Origin of the sequence: Massilia sp. DWR3-1-1, assembly GCF_049898325.1 — a bacterium.
Lineage (GTDB): Bacteria > Pseudomonadota > Gammaproteobacteria > Burkholderiales > Burkholderiaceae_D > JAFCUW01.
In genome coordinates this window covers 49,118-67,326 of sequence record NZ_JAFCXL010000018.1, presented here as the reverse complement: position 1 = coordinate 67,326, position 18,209 = coordinate 49,118, and the positions used below count along the sequence as shown (strand labels likewise).

19 protein-coding genes and 1 pseudogene are annotated in these 18,209 nt (G+C 64.4%); 4 read left to right on the top strand and 16 right to left on the bottom strand.

Annotated elements, in window-relative coordinates:
• Positions 1-47: 47 nt before the first annotated feature.
• From trmD to rpsP, 3 genes are read right to left on the bottom strand one after another with little or no spacing between them, the layout of a single operon-like run.
• Positions 48-809 (bottom strand): tRNA (guanosine(37)-N1)-methyltransferase TrmD, encoded by a 762-nt coding sequence (gene trmD / locus ACP7EY_RS18225; protein WP_426196089.1) that lies wholly within the window; start codon positions 807-809, stop codon positions 48-50.
• Positions 810-841: 32 nt separating this feature from the next.
• Entirely contained in the window at positions 842-1,390 is a 549-nt protein-coding gene (gene rimM, locus ACP7EY_RS18220; protein ID WP_426196088.1) for a ribosome maturation factor RimM, read from the bottom strand.
• 18 nt (positions 1,391-1,408) lie between these two features.
• Positions 1,409-1,666, bottom strand: coding sequence for a 30S ribosomal protein S16 (gene rpsP / locus ACP7EY_RS18215; protein WP_426196158.1), 258 nt, complete (start codon positions 1,664-1,666; stop codon positions 1,409-1,411).
• Between the two features lie 221 nt (positions 1,667-1,887).
• On the opposite strand from rpsP, the gene ACP7EY_RS18210 reads away from it, so the two are divergent.
• Positions 1,888-2,310 carry a hypothetical protein gene (locus tag ACP7EY_RS18210; RefSeq protein WP_426196086.1) on the top strand — a complete coding sequence of 141 codons (423 nt, stop codon included), beginning with the start codon at positions 1,888-1,890 and terminating at the stop codon, positions 2,308-2,310.
• 33 nt (positions 2,311-2,343) lie between these two features.
• Here the strand turns inward: ACP7EY_RS18210 and ACP7EY_RS18205 are convergent, their stop codons facing one another.
• From ACP7EY_RS18205 to ACP7EY_RS18165, 9 genes are all read right to left on the bottom strand, one after another.
• Positions 2,344-4,338, bottom strand: coding sequence for a hypothetical protein (locus ACP7EY_RS18205; RefSeq protein WP_426196084.1), 1,995 nt, complete (start codon positions 4,336-4,338; stop codon positions 2,344-2,346).
• Positions 4,339-4,611: 273 nt separating this feature from the next.
• Positions 4,612-6,414: an acyl-CoA dehydrogenase gene (locus ACP7EY_RS18200; RefSeq protein WP_426196082.1), complete on the bottom strand. Its 1,803-nt coding sequence runs from the start codon at positions 6,412-6,414 to the stop codon at positions 4,612-4,614.
• A gap of 86 nt (positions 6,415-6,500) precedes the next feature.
• A complete protein-coding gene (locus tag ACP7EY_RS18195) occupies positions 6,501-7,433 on the bottom strand; it encodes an electron transfer flavoprotein subunit alpha/FixB family protein (RefSeq protein WP_426196080.1) in 933 nt (310 codons plus the stop codon).
• A 26-nt stretch (positions 7,434-7,459) separates the two neighbouring features.
• A complete protein-coding gene (locus ACP7EY_RS18190) occupies positions 7,460-8,209 on the bottom strand; it encodes an electron transfer flavoprotein subunit beta/FixA family protein (protein ID WP_426196078.1) in 750 nt (249 codons plus the stop codon).
• A gap of 213 nt (positions 8,210-8,422) precedes the next feature.
• Positions 8,423-8,680 (bottom strand): sulfurtransferase TusA family protein, encoded by a 258-nt coding sequence (locus ACP7EY_RS18185; RefSeq protein WP_426196076.1) that lies wholly within the window; start codon positions 8,678-8,680, stop codon positions 8,423-8,425.
• A gap of 143 nt (positions 8,681-8,823) precedes the next feature.
• Positions 8,824-9,729 carry a CPBP family intramembrane glutamic endopeptidase gene (locus ACP7EY_RS18180; protein WP_426196074.1) on the bottom strand — a complete coding sequence of 302 codons (906 nt, stop codon included), beginning with the start codon at positions 9,727-9,729 and terminating at the stop codon, positions 8,824-8,826.
• Complete coding sequence (locus tag ACP7EY_RS18175; protein ID WP_426196073.1) at positions 9,726-10,199, bottom strand: MarR family winged helix-turn-helix transcriptional regulator; 474 nt, start codon at positions 10,197-10,199, stop codon at positions 9,726-9,728. Before ACP7EY_RS18175 ends, ACP7EY_RS18180 begins: the two co-directional genes overlap by 4 nt.
• A 127-nt stretch (positions 10,200-10,326) precedes the next feature.
• Complete coding sequence (locus ACP7EY_RS18170; protein ID WP_426196071.1) at positions 10,327-10,518, bottom strand: SDR family oxidoreductase; 192 nt, start codon at positions 10,516-10,518, stop codon at positions 10,327-10,329.
• Between the two features lie 12 nt (positions 10,519-10,530).
• Positions 10,531-10,683, bottom strand: coding sequence for a hypothetical protein (locus ACP7EY_RS18165; RefSeq protein ID WP_426196166.1), 153 nt, complete (start codon positions 10,681-10,683; stop codon positions 10,531-10,533).
• Between ACP7EY_RS18165 and ACP7EY_RS18160 the strand changes: the two are divergent.
• Positions 10,643-10,810: pseudogene (locus ACP7EY_RS18160) on the top strand (transposase); the annotation flags it as partial. The gene ACP7EY_RS18165 and the pseudogene ACP7EY_RS18160 overlap by 41 nt on opposite strands.
• Here ACP7EY_RS18160 and ACP7EY_RS18155 read toward each other — a convergent pair.
• Positions 10,809-11,141 carry a hypothetical protein gene (locus tag ACP7EY_RS18155; protein WP_426196164.1) on the bottom strand — a complete coding sequence of 111 codons (333 nt, stop codon included), beginning with the start codon at positions 11,139-11,141 and terminating at the stop codon, positions 10,809-10,811. The pseudogene ACP7EY_RS18160 and the gene ACP7EY_RS18155 overlap by 2 nt on opposite strands.
• A gap of 480 nt (positions 11,142-11,621) precedes the next feature.
• Between ACP7EY_RS18155 and ACP7EY_RS18150 the strand changes: the two genes are divergently transcribed.
• Entirely contained in the window at positions 11,622-13,634 is a 2,013-nt protein-coding gene (locus tag ACP7EY_RS18150) for a hypothetical protein (RefSeq protein ID WP_426196069.1), read from the top strand.
• A gap of 182 nt (positions 13,635-13,816) precedes the next feature.
• On the opposite strand, the gene alaS is transcribed toward ACP7EY_RS18150, so the two are convergent.
• The 3 genes from alaS to ACP7EY_RS18135 form a co-directional block, all read right to left on the bottom strand.
• Positions 13,817-16,426 carry an alanine--tRNA ligase gene (alaS, locus tag ACP7EY_RS18145; RefSeq protein WP_426196067.1) on the bottom strand — a complete coding sequence of 870 codons (2,610 nt, stop codon included), beginning with the start codon at positions 16,424-16,426 and terminating at the stop codon, positions 13,817-13,819.
• A gap of 77 nt (positions 16,427-16,503) precedes the next feature.
• Positions 16,504-17,238: a glycerophosphodiester phosphodiesterase gene (gene ugpQ, locus ACP7EY_RS18140; protein WP_426196065.1), complete on the bottom strand. Its 735-nt coding sequence runs from the start codon at positions 17,236-17,238 to the stop codon at positions 16,504-16,506.
• Positions 17,222-17,518 carry a DUF1294 domain-containing protein gene (locus ACP7EY_RS18135; protein WP_426196063.1) on the bottom strand — a complete coding sequence of 99 codons (297 nt, stop codon included), beginning with the start codon at positions 17,516-17,518 and terminating at the stop codon, positions 17,222-17,224. The genes ugpQ and ACP7EY_RS18135 overlap by 17 nt, the downstream gene beginning before the upstream one ends.
• A 159-nt stretch (positions 17,519-17,677) precedes the next feature.
• On the opposite strand from ACP7EY_RS18135, the gene ACP7EY_RS18130 reads away from it, so the two are divergent.
• Positions 17,678-18,205: a hypothetical protein gene (locus ACP7EY_RS18130; RefSeq protein WP_426196061.1), complete on the top strand. Its 528-nt coding sequence runs from the start codon at positions 17,678-17,680 to the stop codon at positions 18,203-18,205.
• Positions 18,206-18,209: the final 4 nt, after the last annotated feature.

The window sequence follows — 18,209 nt, the reverse complement described above, 5'->3', positions numbered from 1 at the left end:
GGCCAAAAACTCTTGCCTGGCCGCTTTTCGCAACCGGCCAACAACGCTTACGTGGCCGACTTCGGGAAATCGGCCAAAAACTTTTCATCGTGCTTGCTCAGGCGCCCATCGGCGCGTGCCGCCGCCAGCAGATCGGGCCGCTTGCGCGCGGTTGCCTCAAGCATCCGCTGGCGCCGCCACTTGACGATCTCGGCATGGTTGCCGCCCATCAGCACAGCGGGGACGGCCACCCCTTCATACACGTCGGGACGGGTGTAATGGGGCGAATCGAGCAGGCCGTTGACAAAGCTGTCTTCGACCGCCGAGGCATCGTCGCCTAGCACGCCGGGCAACTGCCGCACCACCGCATCCATCAGCGCCATCGCCGGCAATTCGCCGCCGGAGAGGACAAAATCGCCCAGGCTGATTTCTTCGTCGACCATTTTGTCGAGCAAGCGCTGGTCGACCGCTTCGTAGCGGCCGCACAACACGATCAAGCCCGGCTCGTTCTTCAGTGCCATCACCTTCGCATGCGTGAGCGGCGCGCCCTGGGGCGACATGAACACCACCCGCGGAGCCGGCAGACCGAGGTCCACCTGGCGCTGCCTGGCTGCGTTGATGGCCGCTTCCAGCGGGCGCGCCAGCATCACCATGCCGGGGCCGCCGCCGTACGGGCGGTCGTCCACGGTGCGGTGGTTATCGACGGTGAAATCACGGGGATTCCACACCGTCAGGCCCCACTTGTGCTGCTCGTGCGCGCGGCGGGTGACACCCGACTGCGTCAACGCGGCAAACATCTCCGGAAACAGGCTGACCACATCAAACTGCATGGTGTTCTCGCTGCGAATGCGGGCGACCCGGATTAATAATCGAGGCCCCAGTCGAGGACAATGACCTTGCCTGCCAAATCGACCGACTTGACGTACTGGTCGACGTAGGGCACCAACCGCTCCTGCACTGGCTGATCGGCCAGCGCCACCGGCGCGATGCGCAGAATCGACTGTGCGCCATTGTCCATCATGTCGCTGACCGTGCCGAGCGCTTCGCCCTGCAGGTTAACGACGTTCAATCCGATCAGATCGGACCAATAAAACTCATCTTCCGCCAGTTGCGGGAACTCGCTGCGGGGAATCGATACGGATGCACCCTTGAGTGCCTCCGAGGCATCGCGCCCCACCACGCCGACCAACTGGGCGACGACGTCGCCGCCGTGAATCTTGGCAGTCCGCACGGAGACGGATTGCTGGTTTGGCTTGTTCAGCCACCAGGTTTTGACACTCATCAGGGCATCGGCATCGGTCGAAAACGGCGTGACGCGGATTGAACCGGTGACGCCGTAAGGGCCTGATACGTACCCGACCTGAACCAGGTCGGCGGGAAGGGACCCCGCTGCTGCCGCTGAATCGGTCAAAATGGCCTGGCTAGTAAATTACGCTGCTGCTGGAACGGCTGGCTGCTGAGCAACCAGACGGGCAACGGTTGGCGACAATTGTGCGCCAACGCCTTGCCAGTAGGCCAGACGGTCCGCGGTAATGCGCAGACCGACTTCGCCACCGGATGCCATCGGGTTGTAGAAACCGATGCGCTCGATGAAGCGGCCGTCGCGGCGATTGCGCGAGTCCGTTGCAACGATGTTGAAGAACGGGCGCTTCTTGGCGCCTCCACGTGCTAAACGAATAACGACCATAATTAAATCCAAAAAGTTATGCTGAGCGGAAAAAGCCGACAATTATAGCGCGCAATGCCGCACAGCAGCAAGCAATAAAGAACTCAGGGCGCGCAATTCGGTCCGAAGTCGAGCATTATCGCCGATTTCGGCCCGCACGGGCAAAGCCATTTTGTCGAAAAAATCACGGCAGGCCACCGTTTTGCCCGATACTGCATGCTTTACTGACATCAAGCGTCTCCATGTCCCTGCCCCGCCCCCACAAGAACAAGACCCTGGCCACCCTGCTGGCCGCCGCGCTGGGCGCCGCCGGCGTGCACCGCCTGTACCTGCGCGGCGGGCGCGACGCGCTGCTGACTGTACACCTGGCCTTGCTGGCGGCGAGCGCGCTGCTGTTGCTGCTGGCGCCCCACATCAACCTGTTTTACCGCTTGCTGCCGCTGATTGTGTCGATGATCGCCGGCTTTCTGCAGGCGCTGGTGCTGGGGGTGATGGCGGACGAGAAATTCGACGCCGCTTTCAATCCGGACAGCGAAGGGCGAAGCGACTCGCGCTGGCCGCTGGCGCTGCTGCTGGTGGCGACCATGCTGGTGGGAACGACGGTGCTGATTTCGACGATGGCGCGCTTGTTCGACCTGCTCTATACGGGTGGGGCGTACGGCTGACGCAGACGCCAGCCCTGCCCCACCGCACGCAAGTTAATGGGGGCGACGCAGCCCCTGCACATCGTCGCGCGCGCTGCGCGTGCTGACCGCCGGCGCCAGCGTACGCAAGCTCGACGGCGTGGCGCCGAACATGGGGCTGATCGTCAGGTTCGCCGTCCAGCTCGCCCCCGGCGTCATCAGGATCGGCGCAGGCAGGCGGTCGACGGCGCTCACGTCGATCCACGGCGCCACCTGCTGCAACACCAGCTTGATGCGCGGCTTGATGGCCGCTTCGGCGATACGGCCCCGCTCACCCCAGCGCACCAGCACCTGCGAGGCCGTCTGGCCATCGAGCACCAGGTCGCTGTAGGCGTAGTCGTAGACGATGCCGTGGCGGTAACTCATCATGAATTCCTCGAACAGCATGGCCAGGTCTTCACGCGAGTTGCTATCAGCGCTGATCGAATAGGCGTAATCGTCGGAGGCGCGGTCGCTGCTGAAGAAACGCCCGATGTCGGTGGCCGTGTAGGCTTTCTGCTGGGCGGTGGCGGTGGCGCCCCGGTACAGCACCTGGCCCAGCGCCTTCATTTCGCTCGACTGCAGCGGGTACTGGAACGCCAGCATGTCCGATGGCAAGCTGTTCGCCGTCAGCCGCGGCAGCACATTGGCATAGATCGACAGGCCGGGATTGAGCGCGCGCTCGGCAGGCGAAATGAAATCGCTGGCGTGGCTGAGCTCGTGGTACAGCAGGCGGCCCAGGTCCGTGATCAGATCAGCGCTGGCGCGGCTGCGCCGCTGCGTGCTGGGATAACTGGCGCGCGCGTAGTCATTGTTTTTTACCTGGCGGCCCAGGCTGGTGAAATTGAGACCGTCGGCGTAAGCCAGGCGGTAATCGGGTACCTCGGTGACGACGTCGCGCTGCTGCGGGGTCAGCCACAGGTTGTTCGCGTCCAGGTAGATCGCCCCCGTGGCCGGCTGGTAATAGCTGGGACGCACGTGCGAGCCGATGACGATGGCGGTGACGCCGGACAGCAGGCGGCGGAAGTCGCCGTTGACGTCCTGGGTCAGCAGGAAATTTTCAAAATTCGCGCCCAGGAAATCGTGCGACACCAGCACCCGCCCCATCACCTGCGCCACCGAGGGCACGGCGCCGGCACCCGCCTCCGTTTGCAGCAGCGGCAGGGTCGCGGTGCTGCAGAAATTGGTGGCGCTGCTGTTGGCGTAGTACACGCCGATGTCGTAGGTGCAGCGGGCCAGCACGCCGGCATACACGCCGGCGGCGCGGTAGGCATGGACGCGCTCGGTCTGGTCGAACAGGTAGCCGTTCGGCTTGGCCGCCTGCACCTCGACGCCCACCGTCACCTCGTCCGTGTCCTGGCGGCCACTGCTGGTGGTGAGCAGCGCGCGAAATTTCAGCACCGTGTCGGCCGTCACCTGGGGCGACTTGAACATCAGCAGTTGCGGCTCGGTGGTGTCGAGCGTCACGGTGGGCCCGGCGATCTGGGTCCAGGTGATGCTGGTGACATTGTCCCCGCCGACCACGGTGGGCCAGGCGCGCACCGAGGTGTCGGTATCGGCCCGCACCGAGTGGTCGGCGCGCACATTGATGTAGCTGCCGGTGGGTGCGCTGCTGACGAGGACGTCGGCGCTGGCGCTGGCGCTGCGGCCATCGACGAGCGTGACGTTGGCGCGCAGGCGCACGCTACCGGCGACGCTGGGCTCGAAGGCGACGGTGGCGCTGCGCGCGGCCTGCAGTTCGAGCGCCGCGCCGCTCTCCTGTACCCAGCTGACATCGGCCATGGCGCCGCTGCAGGCCTGCACGGTGGCGCCAGCGGTCTTGCCGGCGGCCACGCTGGTGTCGGCGATGATGCGCACCACGCACTCGGTGGGCGCGGGCGTCACGGGGACCGGATCGGCGCTGGTGCCGGCGCCGCCGCCACCGCCGCCGCAGGCGCTGAGCACGCTGCCGGCGAGCAGGCTGAGCAAGATGGCGCCGCGTGGACGTGGACGGGAAAGGGGCTGGGTGTCGAACGGTGTCATCGTATTCACAAGAATCCTGTTGTCGGGTGCGCGGGGGAATACACGCTGCAAAAGAGTTGCATAGCGTAATTTTGCCCGCCGATCGGAGCGTTACGATACATCAAAAAAAGCCGTCAATTTGCGCACAATGTAACAGCCGGGAAAATAATTTTCCCCGGTCCGCAAGGGGCAAGATGGGGTCGCGGCGCACCCTGCCCCAACTACAAAAAAGGAGGTGATCCGCATGGACCGCCTCCCTCTTTACGCCAATCGATCCGGCCGCGCCGCGGCCGTGGCAGCGCCTTAGAACTGCGCCTCGGTCAGGGCCATCACGCCGGCGCTGCCGCCGACGATGGCGCTGCGCAGGCTGCCCGCCTGCGACAGCTGGTGGTCGGCAAAGAAGCGCGCAGTGCCGATCTTGGCCTGATAGAAGCTGGCGTCGCCCTCGCCTGCGTCGAGCTTGCTCTGGGCGATCAGGGCGGCGCGCGCCATCTGCCAGCCGCCCAGCACGATGCCGGCCAGGCGCAGGTAAGGCACGCTGCCGGCGAACACGGCGGTCACATCGGTCTTGATGTTGGCGACCATGAATTCGACCACCGCTTCGAGCGCCGCGCTGCCTTGCGCCAGCTGGGCGCCGATGGCGGCGAAATGCGCGCCGCCCGGCAGCGCGCCGGCTTCCAGCAATTGCGCTTCGGTGGCGCGCACTTGCGCCAGGATCGCGCGGGCGACGGCGCCGCCATCGCGCACCGTCTTGCGGCCGACCAGGTCGTTGGCCTGGATCGCCGTGGTGCCCTCGTAGATGGTGAGGATCTTGGCGTCGCGGTAATGCTGGGCGGCGCCCGTCTCTTCGATGAAGCCCATGCCACCGTGCACTTGCACGCCGTCGCGGGTGACGTCCTGGGCCATCTCGGTCGACCAGCCCTTGATGATCGGCACCAGGTATTCGTAGACGGCCAGGTTGGCCGCGCGCGTCTCCGCGTCCGCATGGTGGTGCGCCAGGTCCGACAGGCCGGCGCCGACGTAGGCCAGGGCGCGCGCCGCTTCCGTTTGCGCGCGCATCGACATGAGCATGCGGCGCACGTCGGGGTGGTGAATGATGGTGACGGGACCGCTGGAACCGGCCACGTCGCGCGACTGCACGCGGTCCTTGGCGAAGGCCACCGCCTGCTGGTAGGCACGCTCGGCCAGGCCGATGCCCTGCAGGCCGACGCCGAAGCGGGCCGCGTTCATCATGATGAACATGTATTCGAGGCCACGGTTTTCCTCGCCCACCAGGGTGCCGATGGCGCCGCCGTGGTCGCCGAACTGCAGCACCGCGGTCGGGCTGGCCTTGATGCCCAGCTTGTGCTCGATCGAGACGCAGTGGGCGTCGTTGCGCGCGCCCAGCGAACCATCGGCATTGACGAGGAACTTCGGCACCACGAACAGCGAGATGCCCTTGACGCCGGCGGGGGCGTCAGGGGTGCGCGCCAGCACCAGGTGGACGATGTTGTCGGCCATGTCGTGCTCACCGTAGGTGATGTAGATCTTGGTGCCGAACACTTTGTAGGTGCCGTCGTCCTGCGGCACGGCGCGGGTGCGCACGGCGGCCAGGTCGGAGCCCGCCTGCGGCTCCGTCAGGTTCATGGTGCCCGTCCATTTACCGGAAATCAAGGGCTCCAGGTAGATCGCTTTTTGCGCGTCGGAGCCGGCCGTGATCAGCGCTTCGATGGCGCCGTCCGACAGCAGCGCCACCAGCGCGAACGAGATCGAGGCGGCATTGAGCATTTCGATGCACGGCGTGGCGACCAGCTTGGGCAAGCCCTGGCCGCCGAACGCGACCGGGTGCTGCACGCCCTGCCAGCCCGCTTCGGCAAAGCTCTTGAAGGCGCCCTTGAAGCCGGCGGCGGTGGTGACCTGGCCGTCGTGCCAGAAGCTGGGCTTGACGTCGCTGGGATAGTTGAGGGGCGCGACGACGTTGCCGCAAAATTTGGCGTTTTCTTCCAGCACCGCTTCGACGGTGTCGGCGGTGGCGTCTTCACAGCCGGGCAACTGGTTGATGGTCGACAGGGCGGCCAGTTCGTTGAGCACGAACAGCATGTCTTTGAGGGGGGCTTGATAGCTCATTGGATCTTTCGAATGGGTTCTGAAAGGAACAACGTCGTTCGCGCATCAGCGGGAACGACGTCGACGTCACGGCAAATTGAAGGGCATCAACCGAGCTGTTTGACCAGCTCGGGCACCACCTCGAACAGATCGCCCACGATGCCGTAGTCGGCCACCGAGAAGATCGGCGCTTCCGGATCCTTGTTGATGGCGACGATGGTTTTCGAGTCCTTCATGCCGGCCAGATGCTGGATGGCGCCGGAAATACCGACCGCGATGTACAGCGCCGGGGCGACGATCTTGCCGGTCTGGCCCACTTGCCAGTCGTTCGGCACGAAGCCGGCATCGACGGCGGCGCGCGAGGCGCCCATGGCGGCGCCGAGCTTGTCGGCGAGCGGCTCGAGAATCTTGAAGTTGTCGCCCGAGCCCATGCCGCGGCCGCCGGAGACGATGACCTTGGCGGCAGTGAGCTCCGGACGGTCGGACTTGGCCAGCTCGCGGCCGACGAAGCGCGAGGTGCCCGCATCGGCCACGGCGACGACGGTTTCGACGGCGGCCGCGCCACCAGTGGCCGGTGCCGCGTCAAAGCCGGTGCCGCGCACGGTGATCACTTTGACCTTGTCGCTCGAGCGCACGGTGGCGATGGCGTTACCGGCGTAGATGGGGCGCTCGAAGGTATCGGGCGCGTCGACCTTGGTGATTTCGGAAATCTGCGCAACGTCGAGCTTGGCAGCCACGCGCGGCAGGATGTTCTTGCCGTAGGCGGTGGCCGGGGCCAGGATGTGCGAGTAGGCATCGGCGATGGCCAGCGTCTGCGCGGCGACGTTTTCGGCCAGGCCGTCGGCAAAGTGGGCGGCATCGGCCACCAGTACTTTGCTCACGCCGGCAATGGCGGCGGCAGCGCTGGCGGCGGCGCCGCAATTGCTGCCGGCGACCAGGATGTGGACCTCGCCACCGCAGGCTAACGCGGCGGTGACGGTGTGGTGGGTGCTTCCCTTCAGGGAGGCGTTGTCGTGTTCGGCGATGACTAAGGCGACCATGTTGTGTCCCTGTTCTAGAATTTTAATTAGATGACTTTGGCTTCGGTACGCAGCTTGGCGACCAGGGTGGCCGCATCGGCCACCTTGATACCGGCCGAACGCTTGGCCGGCTCGACCACTTTGAGCGTGGTCAGGCGGGGCGTCACATCGACGCCGAGTTCTTCCGGCTTGAGGATGTCGAGCTGCTTCTTCTTCGCCTTCATGATGTTCGGCAAAGTAACGTAGCGGGGCTCGTTCAGGCGCAGGTCGGTGGTGACGATGGCCGGCAGGGTCAGCGCCAGCGTTTCCAGGCCGCCGTCGACTTCGCGGGTGACGGTGACGGTGTCGCCTTCGAGCACGACTTTCGAGGCAAACGTCGCCTGTGGCCAGCCCAGCAAGGCTGCCAGCATCTGGCCCACCTGGTTGGAGTCGTCATCGATGGCTTGCTTGCCCAGGATGATCAATTGCGGCTGTTCCTTGTCGGCCACCGCCTTGAGCAGCTTGGCAACGGCCAGCGGCTCCAGGTCCGGGGTGGTTTCGACCAGGATGGCGCGGTCGGCGCCGATGGCCATGCCGGTACGCAAGGTTTCCTGGGCCTGGGTCACGCCGCAGGTCACTGCGATCACTTCCGTGACCTTGCCCGCTTCCTTCAAGCGCATCGCTTCTTCGAGCGCGATCTCGTCGAACGGGTTCATCGACATTTTGACGTTGGCGGTTTCGACGCCGCTGCCATCGGATTTGACGCGGACCTTGACGTTATAGTCGACCACACGCTTGACGGGGACCAGGACTTTCATGGGAGACCTTTTTTGAAAATGGGATTTCGTTGACTGACGAGTGGCGTAGATTATAAGAGAAAAACGCCGTCAGGACGAAATTAAAGCACGATCGTGCGATTTTAGGCTAGAAGAAAACCCCTAAAGCGGGGCGTGGATGCTGAAATTCGCCGGCGACAGGTCGGCGACCTGCCCCGGGAGCATTGCACCAAATAGATGCAATGTAAGCAGCACTTACTTACGGCGCATCAAAAAGGTGAACTCGAGACCATTTTGACTGTGAGCAAGTAAGGCATTGCCGGTCTGTTTGGCAAACGCCTGGAAGTCACGGACAGAGCCGGAATCGGTGGCGACGATGCGCAGCACTTCGCCCGTCTGCATCTCGGCGAGGGCCTTTTTGGCCTTCAGAATCGGCAGGGGACAGTTCAGGCCGCGGGCGTCGAGCTCTTTTTGGTAGGCCGTGACGTCGTTGTCGAAAGTGGCAGTGCTCATCGATTGGTTCGCTTGGTTGGTTACGGGAGTCATGCACCCATACTACTCCTATTCGCCGATTATGACGCAGCGCACCAAAATAAACCACACTCGTTGCAAAACCACAACGAGCATATCCAAAATGAAAACTTTACGGTAGCAATTTACTGTATTGCGCGCTGGCCCCAGCGCGCCGGCAGCACCTGGCCGGCCGCCCTCGCCCGCCAGAACAGGCCCATGAACAGTGCGCCAATCACCAGTGCCGTCACCACCGACGCTTCGAGGCCGTAGGCGCCGCCGGTGAGCCAGTCGGGGCCGGACAGTTCGCCGCCGATGAGTCCCTTGGCGGGGTGGCCCGAGACGACGATGGAAAAAATCGACCCCAGCGTGAAGTTCCAGGCGGCGTGAATGCCCACGCACAGCCACAGGCGCCGCGTGAGCATCCAGGCGGCGCTGAACATCAGGCCGGCCAGCGCCGTGTTGACCAGGCCCAGCGCGTTGATGCCCTCGCCCAGGTGCGCCAGCGCAAACAGCACGGCCGACAGCAGCAGCGCGGGCACGCTGCCCAGCGAGCGCTCGACGATGCGGAAGATCAGCGCGCGAAATAAGATTTCCTCGAACAGGCCCACAAACAGCATCTCGGCCAGCGCCGAAGCGATTCCCACCGTCCACGGATGGAAGGCGACGATGCGGTAGCCACCGCTGGCGGCCAGCAGCGCCATGGCGGCGCTGACGGCCCCCGCGCCCAGCCACACGCCGACGCCGAATTCGGCCGGCGCGCCGCCGCGGGCCAGTTCGGTGAGCGGGCGCCGCTCCATCGCCTTGACGAAGCCCACGTAGACCAGTAACAACAGCGCGCTCATGAGCAGGTGCGGCCACACCAGGCGCTGTGCCGGCAGCGGCGCGATGGCCTTGATGGCCGCATAGCCGAGGGCGGCGGTGAGCCCGATCGCGAGCACGCCGAGCACGATGCGCACGGGCGCCGAAAAGAATATGCGGCGGGCGCGCGAGGTGGACAGGCTCGGCAAATTCGGCGCGGCGGGCAATTCGTCCAGCGATACGCGACTCATGATGGCTCCTTGTGGTGATTGATGCGGGCGGCGCGGATGCGCTCGATGTACGGTGTCGCCTGCAGCGCGGCGATGGCCTCGGCCAGGCACTGCGACAGGGGAAAGGCAAGCTCGGCGTCGAGGCTGGCGGCGGCGCGCGCGGTGGCGGCCCAGCACACCTGCAACTGCGGCAGCAGGGCCTGGCCTTGCGCGCTGAGCGTGACGAGGCGCTGGCGCGCGTCGCGTCCCCTGACGATCGCCACCAGGCCCTCTTTGCGCATCAGCGCCACCGTCTGGGTGGCGGCCGGCTGGGTGATGCCGGCAAACGCGGCGACTTCACCGATCGAGGCGCTGCCATGTTCGCCCAGCACGCGCATCACGGGGGTGTAGCGGGGCCGGTAGGCCAGCCCTGCTTCGTCGTAGGCAGCAGCCACATCGCCATCGAGCAGGTCGATGAGGTGGCGCAATTGGGTTCCCAGTCCTTGTTTCATGGTTAGATCATACGCGGCTTATATAAGCGCTTATACATTTATTTTTGAAGCCTTGTTCGCAGTCATCAAAGCGCATCCGTGCAGGCCGTTCCGGCTTGCCGGCTGTCGCATGGATACCGGTGCGCGTCTATTCGGGCGATACGCCGCACACGCGAATGCCTTCGGTCGCCAGTTCGCGCGCCAAGCCCGGCGTAAACGCCTCAACCGCCGCTTTGCTCGCTGCATGGTGCACGTAGTCGCCGGGGCTGCCGGTGAGCGCGGCGACCAAAGACAAGTTGACGATGACACCGCCGGTCGCGCACTGGCGCAATGCGGCCACGGCGGCGCGGGATCAATGCATCGTGCCAGGCACATTGATGCGAAACACCTGTTCAATGATGGCGGGGTCGGTGTTCATGAACACACCAATGCGGCCGGTAATACCCGCATGGTTGACCAGCGCCCCGCTAAGCCAGTCCTGGCGCCGCAACTGGGCCCGCGTCATACCTTTCTTCGACTACCCGCCGGAGATCCGCAAGGTGATCCACACCACGAACGCAATCGAATCGCTTGATATGCGCCTGCGAAAAGTCACCAAAGCCCGCAGCGCCTTTCCGACCGACGAAGCCGTCAGCGCAGATGCGCAAGCGCTTTCGACAGCAGATCCAGCACGCCCATCAGGCACGCCGCCTTCGATGCGGCGGCGTTGTCCAACACGGGATCATGATAAATGCGGACGCTGCTGCCGGTCTCGTCCGAGCGCGCCTCATAGTAAGGCAGGTCCCTGGAAGCCGCGTCGATTTTGCGCACCTGTACGCCGTGTAGCGCCGTGCCCGGCGCGCTGTCTGGCTTGCACGCGTCTTGCAGCTGTCGGGGGCTTGCTACGGCACCGGCTGCATTGCATGCCATCGCAAGCAGCAATCCCGGAAACAGGCGGTTCATCGTCTGGCGCACATAAGGCATGAAGTTGGGGTCCTGGGTTGGCACGTCAAAAGCTTGTCGCGGATCGCGAGTCGCCTGCGGCGTCGAGATGGGTGCGCATCAGCCGACAGATTATTGACAGGCCAGTACGGCAGCAAGCACGCACAGATCAGGCCAAAGACCGGTTTTGGCTGGTCGAACACCATCCTTGGCCAAGGTAGTGTACGGACAATGTTGCATTATTGGAAAATAGAAATTTAATGGGGCATTCATGCGCATTCAATACCAGCGGTCCGGCTTGCACCGAAGATGCGGGGACATTGCTGAAGACGTCGCCGGCGAATTTCAGGACCTTACTGACACAGCCTGGCTCAGAAGCTGACACGCTGCGAAGATAAGATTTTCAGGGCACGTTCACACGACCTGGGCCTATTTTGTTGCTATTTATAATATTGAGCTTGTCTGCCAAGCTTTGCATAACGTAAAGTACTCCCAGGCAATTTATTTCTTAGTGGGGAGCACATGGTTTCAAAGCGGTTTTGGTTGGTAGCGCTGATGGCGACGACGCTTGGCGGATGCGGTGGGGGCGGCGGCGGTGGAGGTAGTGCAAGCATACCGGCGCAGGCACCCGTGCCAAGCCCGGTACCGATACAGCCCGCCGCCCCGGTCACCAGCGGTCTGGTGCCTGCAGCGCCTGCGCTCGGCGCCGTGCTGTACGCCAATGCGGCACCCCTGCGCGTGATGCGTGCCGGCGCGCGCTGGACCTACCACGGGGTCGATAAGCCCGCTGGCGAATCGGCAACAGACTTCAATTACTATACAAACACCGTCACTCAGGTAGCCAATGGCAGCGCGGTTACCGAAATCGGCAGCCTTCCGTTCAACGATGTGGGGGAAAGTAACCCGGTCCGCTTCGAAGGTGGCGCTTACATTTCAACAAACCTGTTGATGCTCGCTGCGAACCTCCCTGCGCAGGCCGTCGATCTAGTCGAATTGCGCTCGCCCGTCAGGATCAACGATCAATATGTCAGTCTTGATAAGCGTATAGCGGACAGTGGCAGGGACTTCGATGGCGACAAGGTCAATGAAGCTCTCGATGTTGCCGTGTACAGCACTGTGATGGGTGAAGAACTCGTTGATCTGCCGAACCGGCGGCAGGTGAAGGCCGTCCGGGTCAATATGAATTTTCACGTCCGCGTCAAATACAGCAAAACTGCTACCGACTCGCCAATCTACGAGGCCAGGCAGAGCACTTGGTACGCGCCGGGCATCGGTATCGTGAAGAGCCGAATAGAAGCGCCAAACAACACCGCCGGTTTACCGAACCGGGTTGCCACGGAGATCCTGGAGAATTGGGACGGACTGACGGAAGGGCTGGGCCATTTGGACACGGTGGTGGCTGTGTCTCCTGCCGGATCCTCACTCTCCGGGTCGCCCCTGCAATATGTCGGTGACGTCGTTTCCTTTGACACTACGGCTGTCGCGATCGGCCAGATTCCAAACCAACCCTCCAACCAGGGCTTGGCGGTAGCGCAGCTCGATCCGCTCGGAAAAGTCGTCGCCGCGCGCGCCTATGAGCGCACGGAATTGTTCCCCGGCACAGATTTCTTTTGGGAGCCGCATGCAATCCGTGTCGGCAACGAACTAAGAATATTTGCACATACCAGCGACCAGCAACTGTCGATGGTGAGCCTGGATGCCACCGGCCAGCGAATTGTGCGGCAAGCCGTACCAGTGTTCAACGATGTGCAGCTCGGCTACGACACCGACCGCACCAGCTACAGGCTTGCCACCGACAGCACCGGGATCTGGATCGGCTGGCTGCGCGCCACCTGGGACGGTCAGATCTCCAGGCGCTCGCTCGCGGCGCAACATTTCGACGCAAATGGCCTGCCTCTCGGAACGGCGATTGCCGTCACCGCGCCGGCTGCGTTCGACATGTCCAGATTGAACATGGCGCTCGACGGCGCCCGGCTCGCATTTTCGTGGCATGCCAGCAATCTGCAGCCCAGCTGGCGTCTGGCGATGATCAATACCAGCACGGGCGCCAGCATTACCGACCAGGTTATGGGCATTAGCTTCGACACATGCCGGTTTCTGAACACTGTCGCCTTGACGCAGGGACTGGCGATGAGTTGTTCAGACATGAGCGGCATCGGGGCTGCACGCCTCGACGGCAACGGTAACCCAGTTCTTCTGCCAGGCGCCACGCTCCAATCGAGCAAGCTGCAAGCACCGTGGCTGCTGCCGATCGGCGGGACGTTCGGCGTGTATGGCCGCGAATCCGGACAATTGTTTGCCAGCATACTTCAAAGTGGTCAACTATGGCCTGAAGGCAGAAGCGACAGCAGCTTCACGACGCTTTTCGAAACCGCCGGCTCTGGCCCGTTGGCAGCCATCGAGCCGACGCTGCTGGCCCGAATTGCACCAGCGGTCAGCGTACAATCCGTGGTGAAGGTCGGCAACCGCCTGCTGGTAATCGGCGCCGACCGATTTGGCAGCATGAACACCACTGTCGTCTGGCTGGCTAACTAAATATCCCGAGGAGCCGTACGCGAACTATCTGATCGCCCCGCCATTTCGGCAAGGACGACACAGAAATTTTCCTGAACGCTGCACCGGGCAATGCCCCGATTGAACAGTGAACGCGCTCGTAAAAAAAACGCCCCGCTTGTCAAGCGGGGCGCCATCGGATAATCACACCATGCAGGCCGGTATTACACCCGCTGCTGCACCCAGCCCGCCACTGCGGCCAGGGCCGCTGCCAGGCCGCTCGGGTCGGTGCCGCCCGCCTGCGCCATATCGGGCCGGCCGCCACCCTTGCCGCCCACCTGCTGCGCAACGAAGTTGACCAGTTCGCCCGCCTTGACCCTGGCGGTGGCGTCCGCCGTCACGCCGGCGATCAGGCTCACTTTGCCGTCGGTGACGCTGGCAAGCACGATCGCCGCGGTTTTCAGCTTGTCCTTGAGCTTGTCCATGGTCTCGCGCAAGGTGGCGACGTCGGCGCCGTCGAGCGTGGCCGCCAGAACCTTGATGCCGTTGACGTCGACGGCCTGCGTGAGCAGTTCATCGCCCTGCCCCGCCGCCAGCTTCGACTTGAGCGCCGCCAGTTCCTTCTCGAGCGACTTGACCTGCTCCTGCACCTGGCCGATGCGCGCGGTCAGCTCCTCCGGATTGGTCTTGAGGGCGCCAGCCGCTTCCTGCAGGCGCCGATTGAGGTTCTGCACCAGCGCCAGCGCGCCTTCTCCCGTCACCGCCTCGAGACGGCGGATGCCGGCGGCGACGCCGCCTTCGGCGATGATCTTGAACAGGCCGATGTCGCCCGTGCGGACGACGTGGACGCCACCGCACAATTCCTTCGAGGAGCCGATGTCGAGCACGCGCACTTCGTCGCCGTATTTTTCGCCGAACAGCGCCATCGCGCCATGCTTGACGGCGTCGTCGAACGACATGTTATGCGCCTGGGTGGCGTGGTTCTGCAAGATCTCGCGGTTGACGATGGTTTCGACCTGGGCGATCTGCTCCTGCGTGACAGGGGCGTTGTGGCTGAAGTCGAAACGGGTCTTGTCGGCGTCGACCAGCGAACCCTTTTGCGCCACGTGGCTGCCCAGCACTTCGCGCAGCGCCTTGTGCATCAGGTGGGTGGCCGAGTGATTGCGGATGGTGCGGCCGCGCTTGTCCTCATCGACCCGCGCATCGACATGGTCGCCCACGCGCAGCACGCCGTCGACCAGCACGCCGTGGTGGCCGAACACATCGGCCTGCACCTTGAGCGTGTCTTCGACTTCAAACAGGCCGCCGGCGGCGCGCAAGCTGCCCTGGTCGCCCACCTGGCCGCCCGACTCGGCGTAGAACGGGGTGGTGTCGAGCACCACGATGCCGCCCTGGCCCGCGTGCAGCTTGGGCACGGCAACGCCGTCGGCGTACAGGGCGATGACGGTGGCCTGGTGCGCCAGCGCGTCGTAGCCGATGAAGCGGGTCTTGGCGCCGGAATACTCGACGCTGGCGGCCATCTTGAACTTGCCGGCGGCGCGCGCGGTTTTCTTTTGCTGCTCCATCGCGGCGGCAAAGCCCGCCTCGTCGATCGTCACGCCCCGTTCACGGCAGATGTCGGCGGTGAGGTCGAGCGGGAAACCGTAGGTGTCGTACAGGGTGAAGGCGGTGGCGCCGTCGAGATTCTTGCTGTCCTTGGCCAACTGCGCCTCGAGGATCTTCATGCCGTGTTCCAGCGTTTCGCCAAAGCGCTCTTCTTCCTGGCGGATGGTCTGGATGACGCGCTGTTTTGCGTCCGTCAGTTCCGGATAGGCGCTGCCCATCTGGAGGTCGAGGTCGTCGACGAGCTTGTAGAAGAACGGTTTGCTCTGGCCCAGCATGTGGCCGTGGCGCAGGGCGCGGCGGATGATGCGGCGCAGGACGTAGCCGTGGCCTTCGGGGCCGGGAATGATGCCGTCGACGATCAGGAAGGCGGCCGCGCGGATATGGTCGGCGATCACGCGCAGCGATTTGCTTTCCAGGTCAGTGGCGCCGGTTTCGCGGGCGGCGGCGGCGATCAGGGCCTGGAACAGGTCGATTTCGTAGTTGCTGTGCACGTGCTGGAGCACGGCGGCCAGGCGCTCGAGGCCCATGCCGGTGTCGACGCACGGCTTGGGCAGCTTGTTCATCACGCCCGCTTCGTCGCGGTAGAACTGCATGAACACCAGGTTCCAGATTTCGATGAAGCGGTCGCCGTCTTCGTCGGGCGAGCCCGGTGGGCCGCCGGGAATGTCGGCGCCGTGATCGTAGAAAATCTCGGTGCAGGGGCCGCACGGGCCGACGTCGGCCATCTGCCAGAAATTGTCGGATGCGTAGCGCGATCCCTTGTTGTCGCCGATGCGGATGATGCGCTCGACGGGCACGCCGATTTCCGTGGCCCAGATGTCGTAGGCTTCGTCGTCCTCGAAATACACGGTGACGGTGAGCTTGTCGGCCGGCAGGCCATACACCTTGGTCAACAGCTCCCAGGCGTAGTGAATGGCGTCGCGCTTGAAGTAATCGCCGAAGCTGAAGTTGCCCAGCATTTCAAAGAAGGTGTGGTGACGCGCCGTGTAGCCGACGTTTTCCAGGTCGTTGTGCTTGCCGCCGGCGCGCACGCAGCGCTGCACCGAGGTGGCGCGCGTGTAGGGCCGGCTGTCGGTGCCGATGAACACGTCCTTGAACTGCACCATGCCGCTGTTGGTGAGCAGCATGGTCGGGTCGTTGCCCGGCACCAGTGGGCTCGAACGGACGATCGTGTGGCCTTTGGAAGCGAAGAAGCCGAGGAATTTGTCGCGGATTTCAGATGATTTCATGGGGTTTGGCGAACAGTTGGGCGGTGAAAGCGGCATGCTTTAAAACAGCGATTATAGCCCAGGGCGAGGGCGCCGGCTCAGGCGAAGTCGGGCCCGAGCAGGTCGATGCGGTCGGTGCACACGGCGTCCACGCCCATCGCGAACAGGCGCCGTGCGCGCGCCGCGCTGTTGACGGTGTAGCACAACAGGCCAAAGCCGGCACCCTTGATCGCCGCCGCGGTGGCCCCGTCCAGGCGCCGGTGGTTGCAGTGGATGGCGACCGCGCCGAGCCGACCGGCGCGCGCCTGCCAGTCGGTCGGCACGGCGTCGAACAGCAGCGCGCGCGCCAGGCCGGGCGCGCTGTCCTGCGCCGCCGCCAGCGCCGGTTCGCTAAACGAGGACAACAAGGGCGCCACGCCGACCTCGCCCAGCGCCGCCGCCGCCGCTGCCGCCACCACCGCGCCCGTGATCGCCTCGAAGCCGGGTGCCGGCTTGATCTCGATGTTCATCCACAGGCCATGGGCCTGGCAGAACGCGGCCACCTCGGTGAACAGGGGCACGCGCTCGCCGGCGAAGCGGGCCCCGAACCAGCTGCCCGCATCCATCTGCCTCAACTCGGCGGCGTCGTAGTCGAACACGTGGCCGGCGCCGGCCACGGTGCGGCCCAGGTACGGGTCGTGCAGTACCACCGGCACGCCGTCGCGCGCGAGCATGACGTCGAATTCGACGGCGCGAAAGCCGTGCGCCAGGCCGCAGGCAAAGCCGGCGATGGTGTTTTCGGGCGCCAGGCGGCCGCCGCCCCGGTGCGCCACCATTTTAGGATATGACCACATGCTCGTTCACATACAGGGTCAGGTAAACCAGGGCCGCCACGATCGTCACATTGAGCAGCACGGTGGCCCAGAACAGCCACAGGAAGGAGGCCTTGCTGCTCTTGTGGCGCAGCCAGCGCTGGGCCAGCAAGGCGCCCGGCCAGCCGAAGGCCAGCCCCGTCCACAGCAGGGCGCGCTCGGAAATGCGGCGCCGCCCGGCGCCGGCCGCCCGCTTGTCGATCGCGTACATCACGAAGCAGACCACGCTGGCCAGCGCGTACAGCAGTAATAGATATTCCATCGCAGCCCCCCCGGCAAAGGCCTGATCTTACCAGTCAGGCATCAACCATCATCTTTCGCCGTCCCACGGTGCAGTACCGAACAGAGAGGGACGGCCGGCGCCCCTACTCTTGGCTTCCCCGGCGCCACGCGCGCCACCCACACACTTCTGGAGGCTGACATGAGTTTTGATCTGGGCAATCTGCTGCAACAATACGCCAGCAACAATCCCGCCACCCCCGACCAGGCCGTCGACGACTTCGACCGCGTCGCCGCCAGCGCCCCCAGCGAGCAGTTGGCCCAGGGCGTGAGCCAGGCGTTCCGCTCCGACGACACCCCGCCCTTCCCGCAAATGCTGGGCAATCTGTTTGGCAACAGCAATTCCGGCCAGCAGGCGGGCATGCTCAATCAATTAATCGGCAGCATAGGCCCGGGCGTGCTGGCCTCGCTGGCCGGCGGCGTACTGGGCAATATCCTGGGCGGCGACCGCCAGGCGCCAGCGGCGCCGCAGATCACCCCCGAGCAGGCCTCGCAGTTGTCGCCCCAACAGGTGCAGGACATCGCCGCGCAGGCCGAGCAGGACAATCCCGGCATCGTCGACCGCATGGGCGCGTTCTATGCGCAGCACCCGCAACTGGTCAAGGGCCTGGGCGGCGCCGCGCTGGCCATCGCCCTGGGCCACATGGCGCAAGGCATGCGCCGCAACTAAGCGC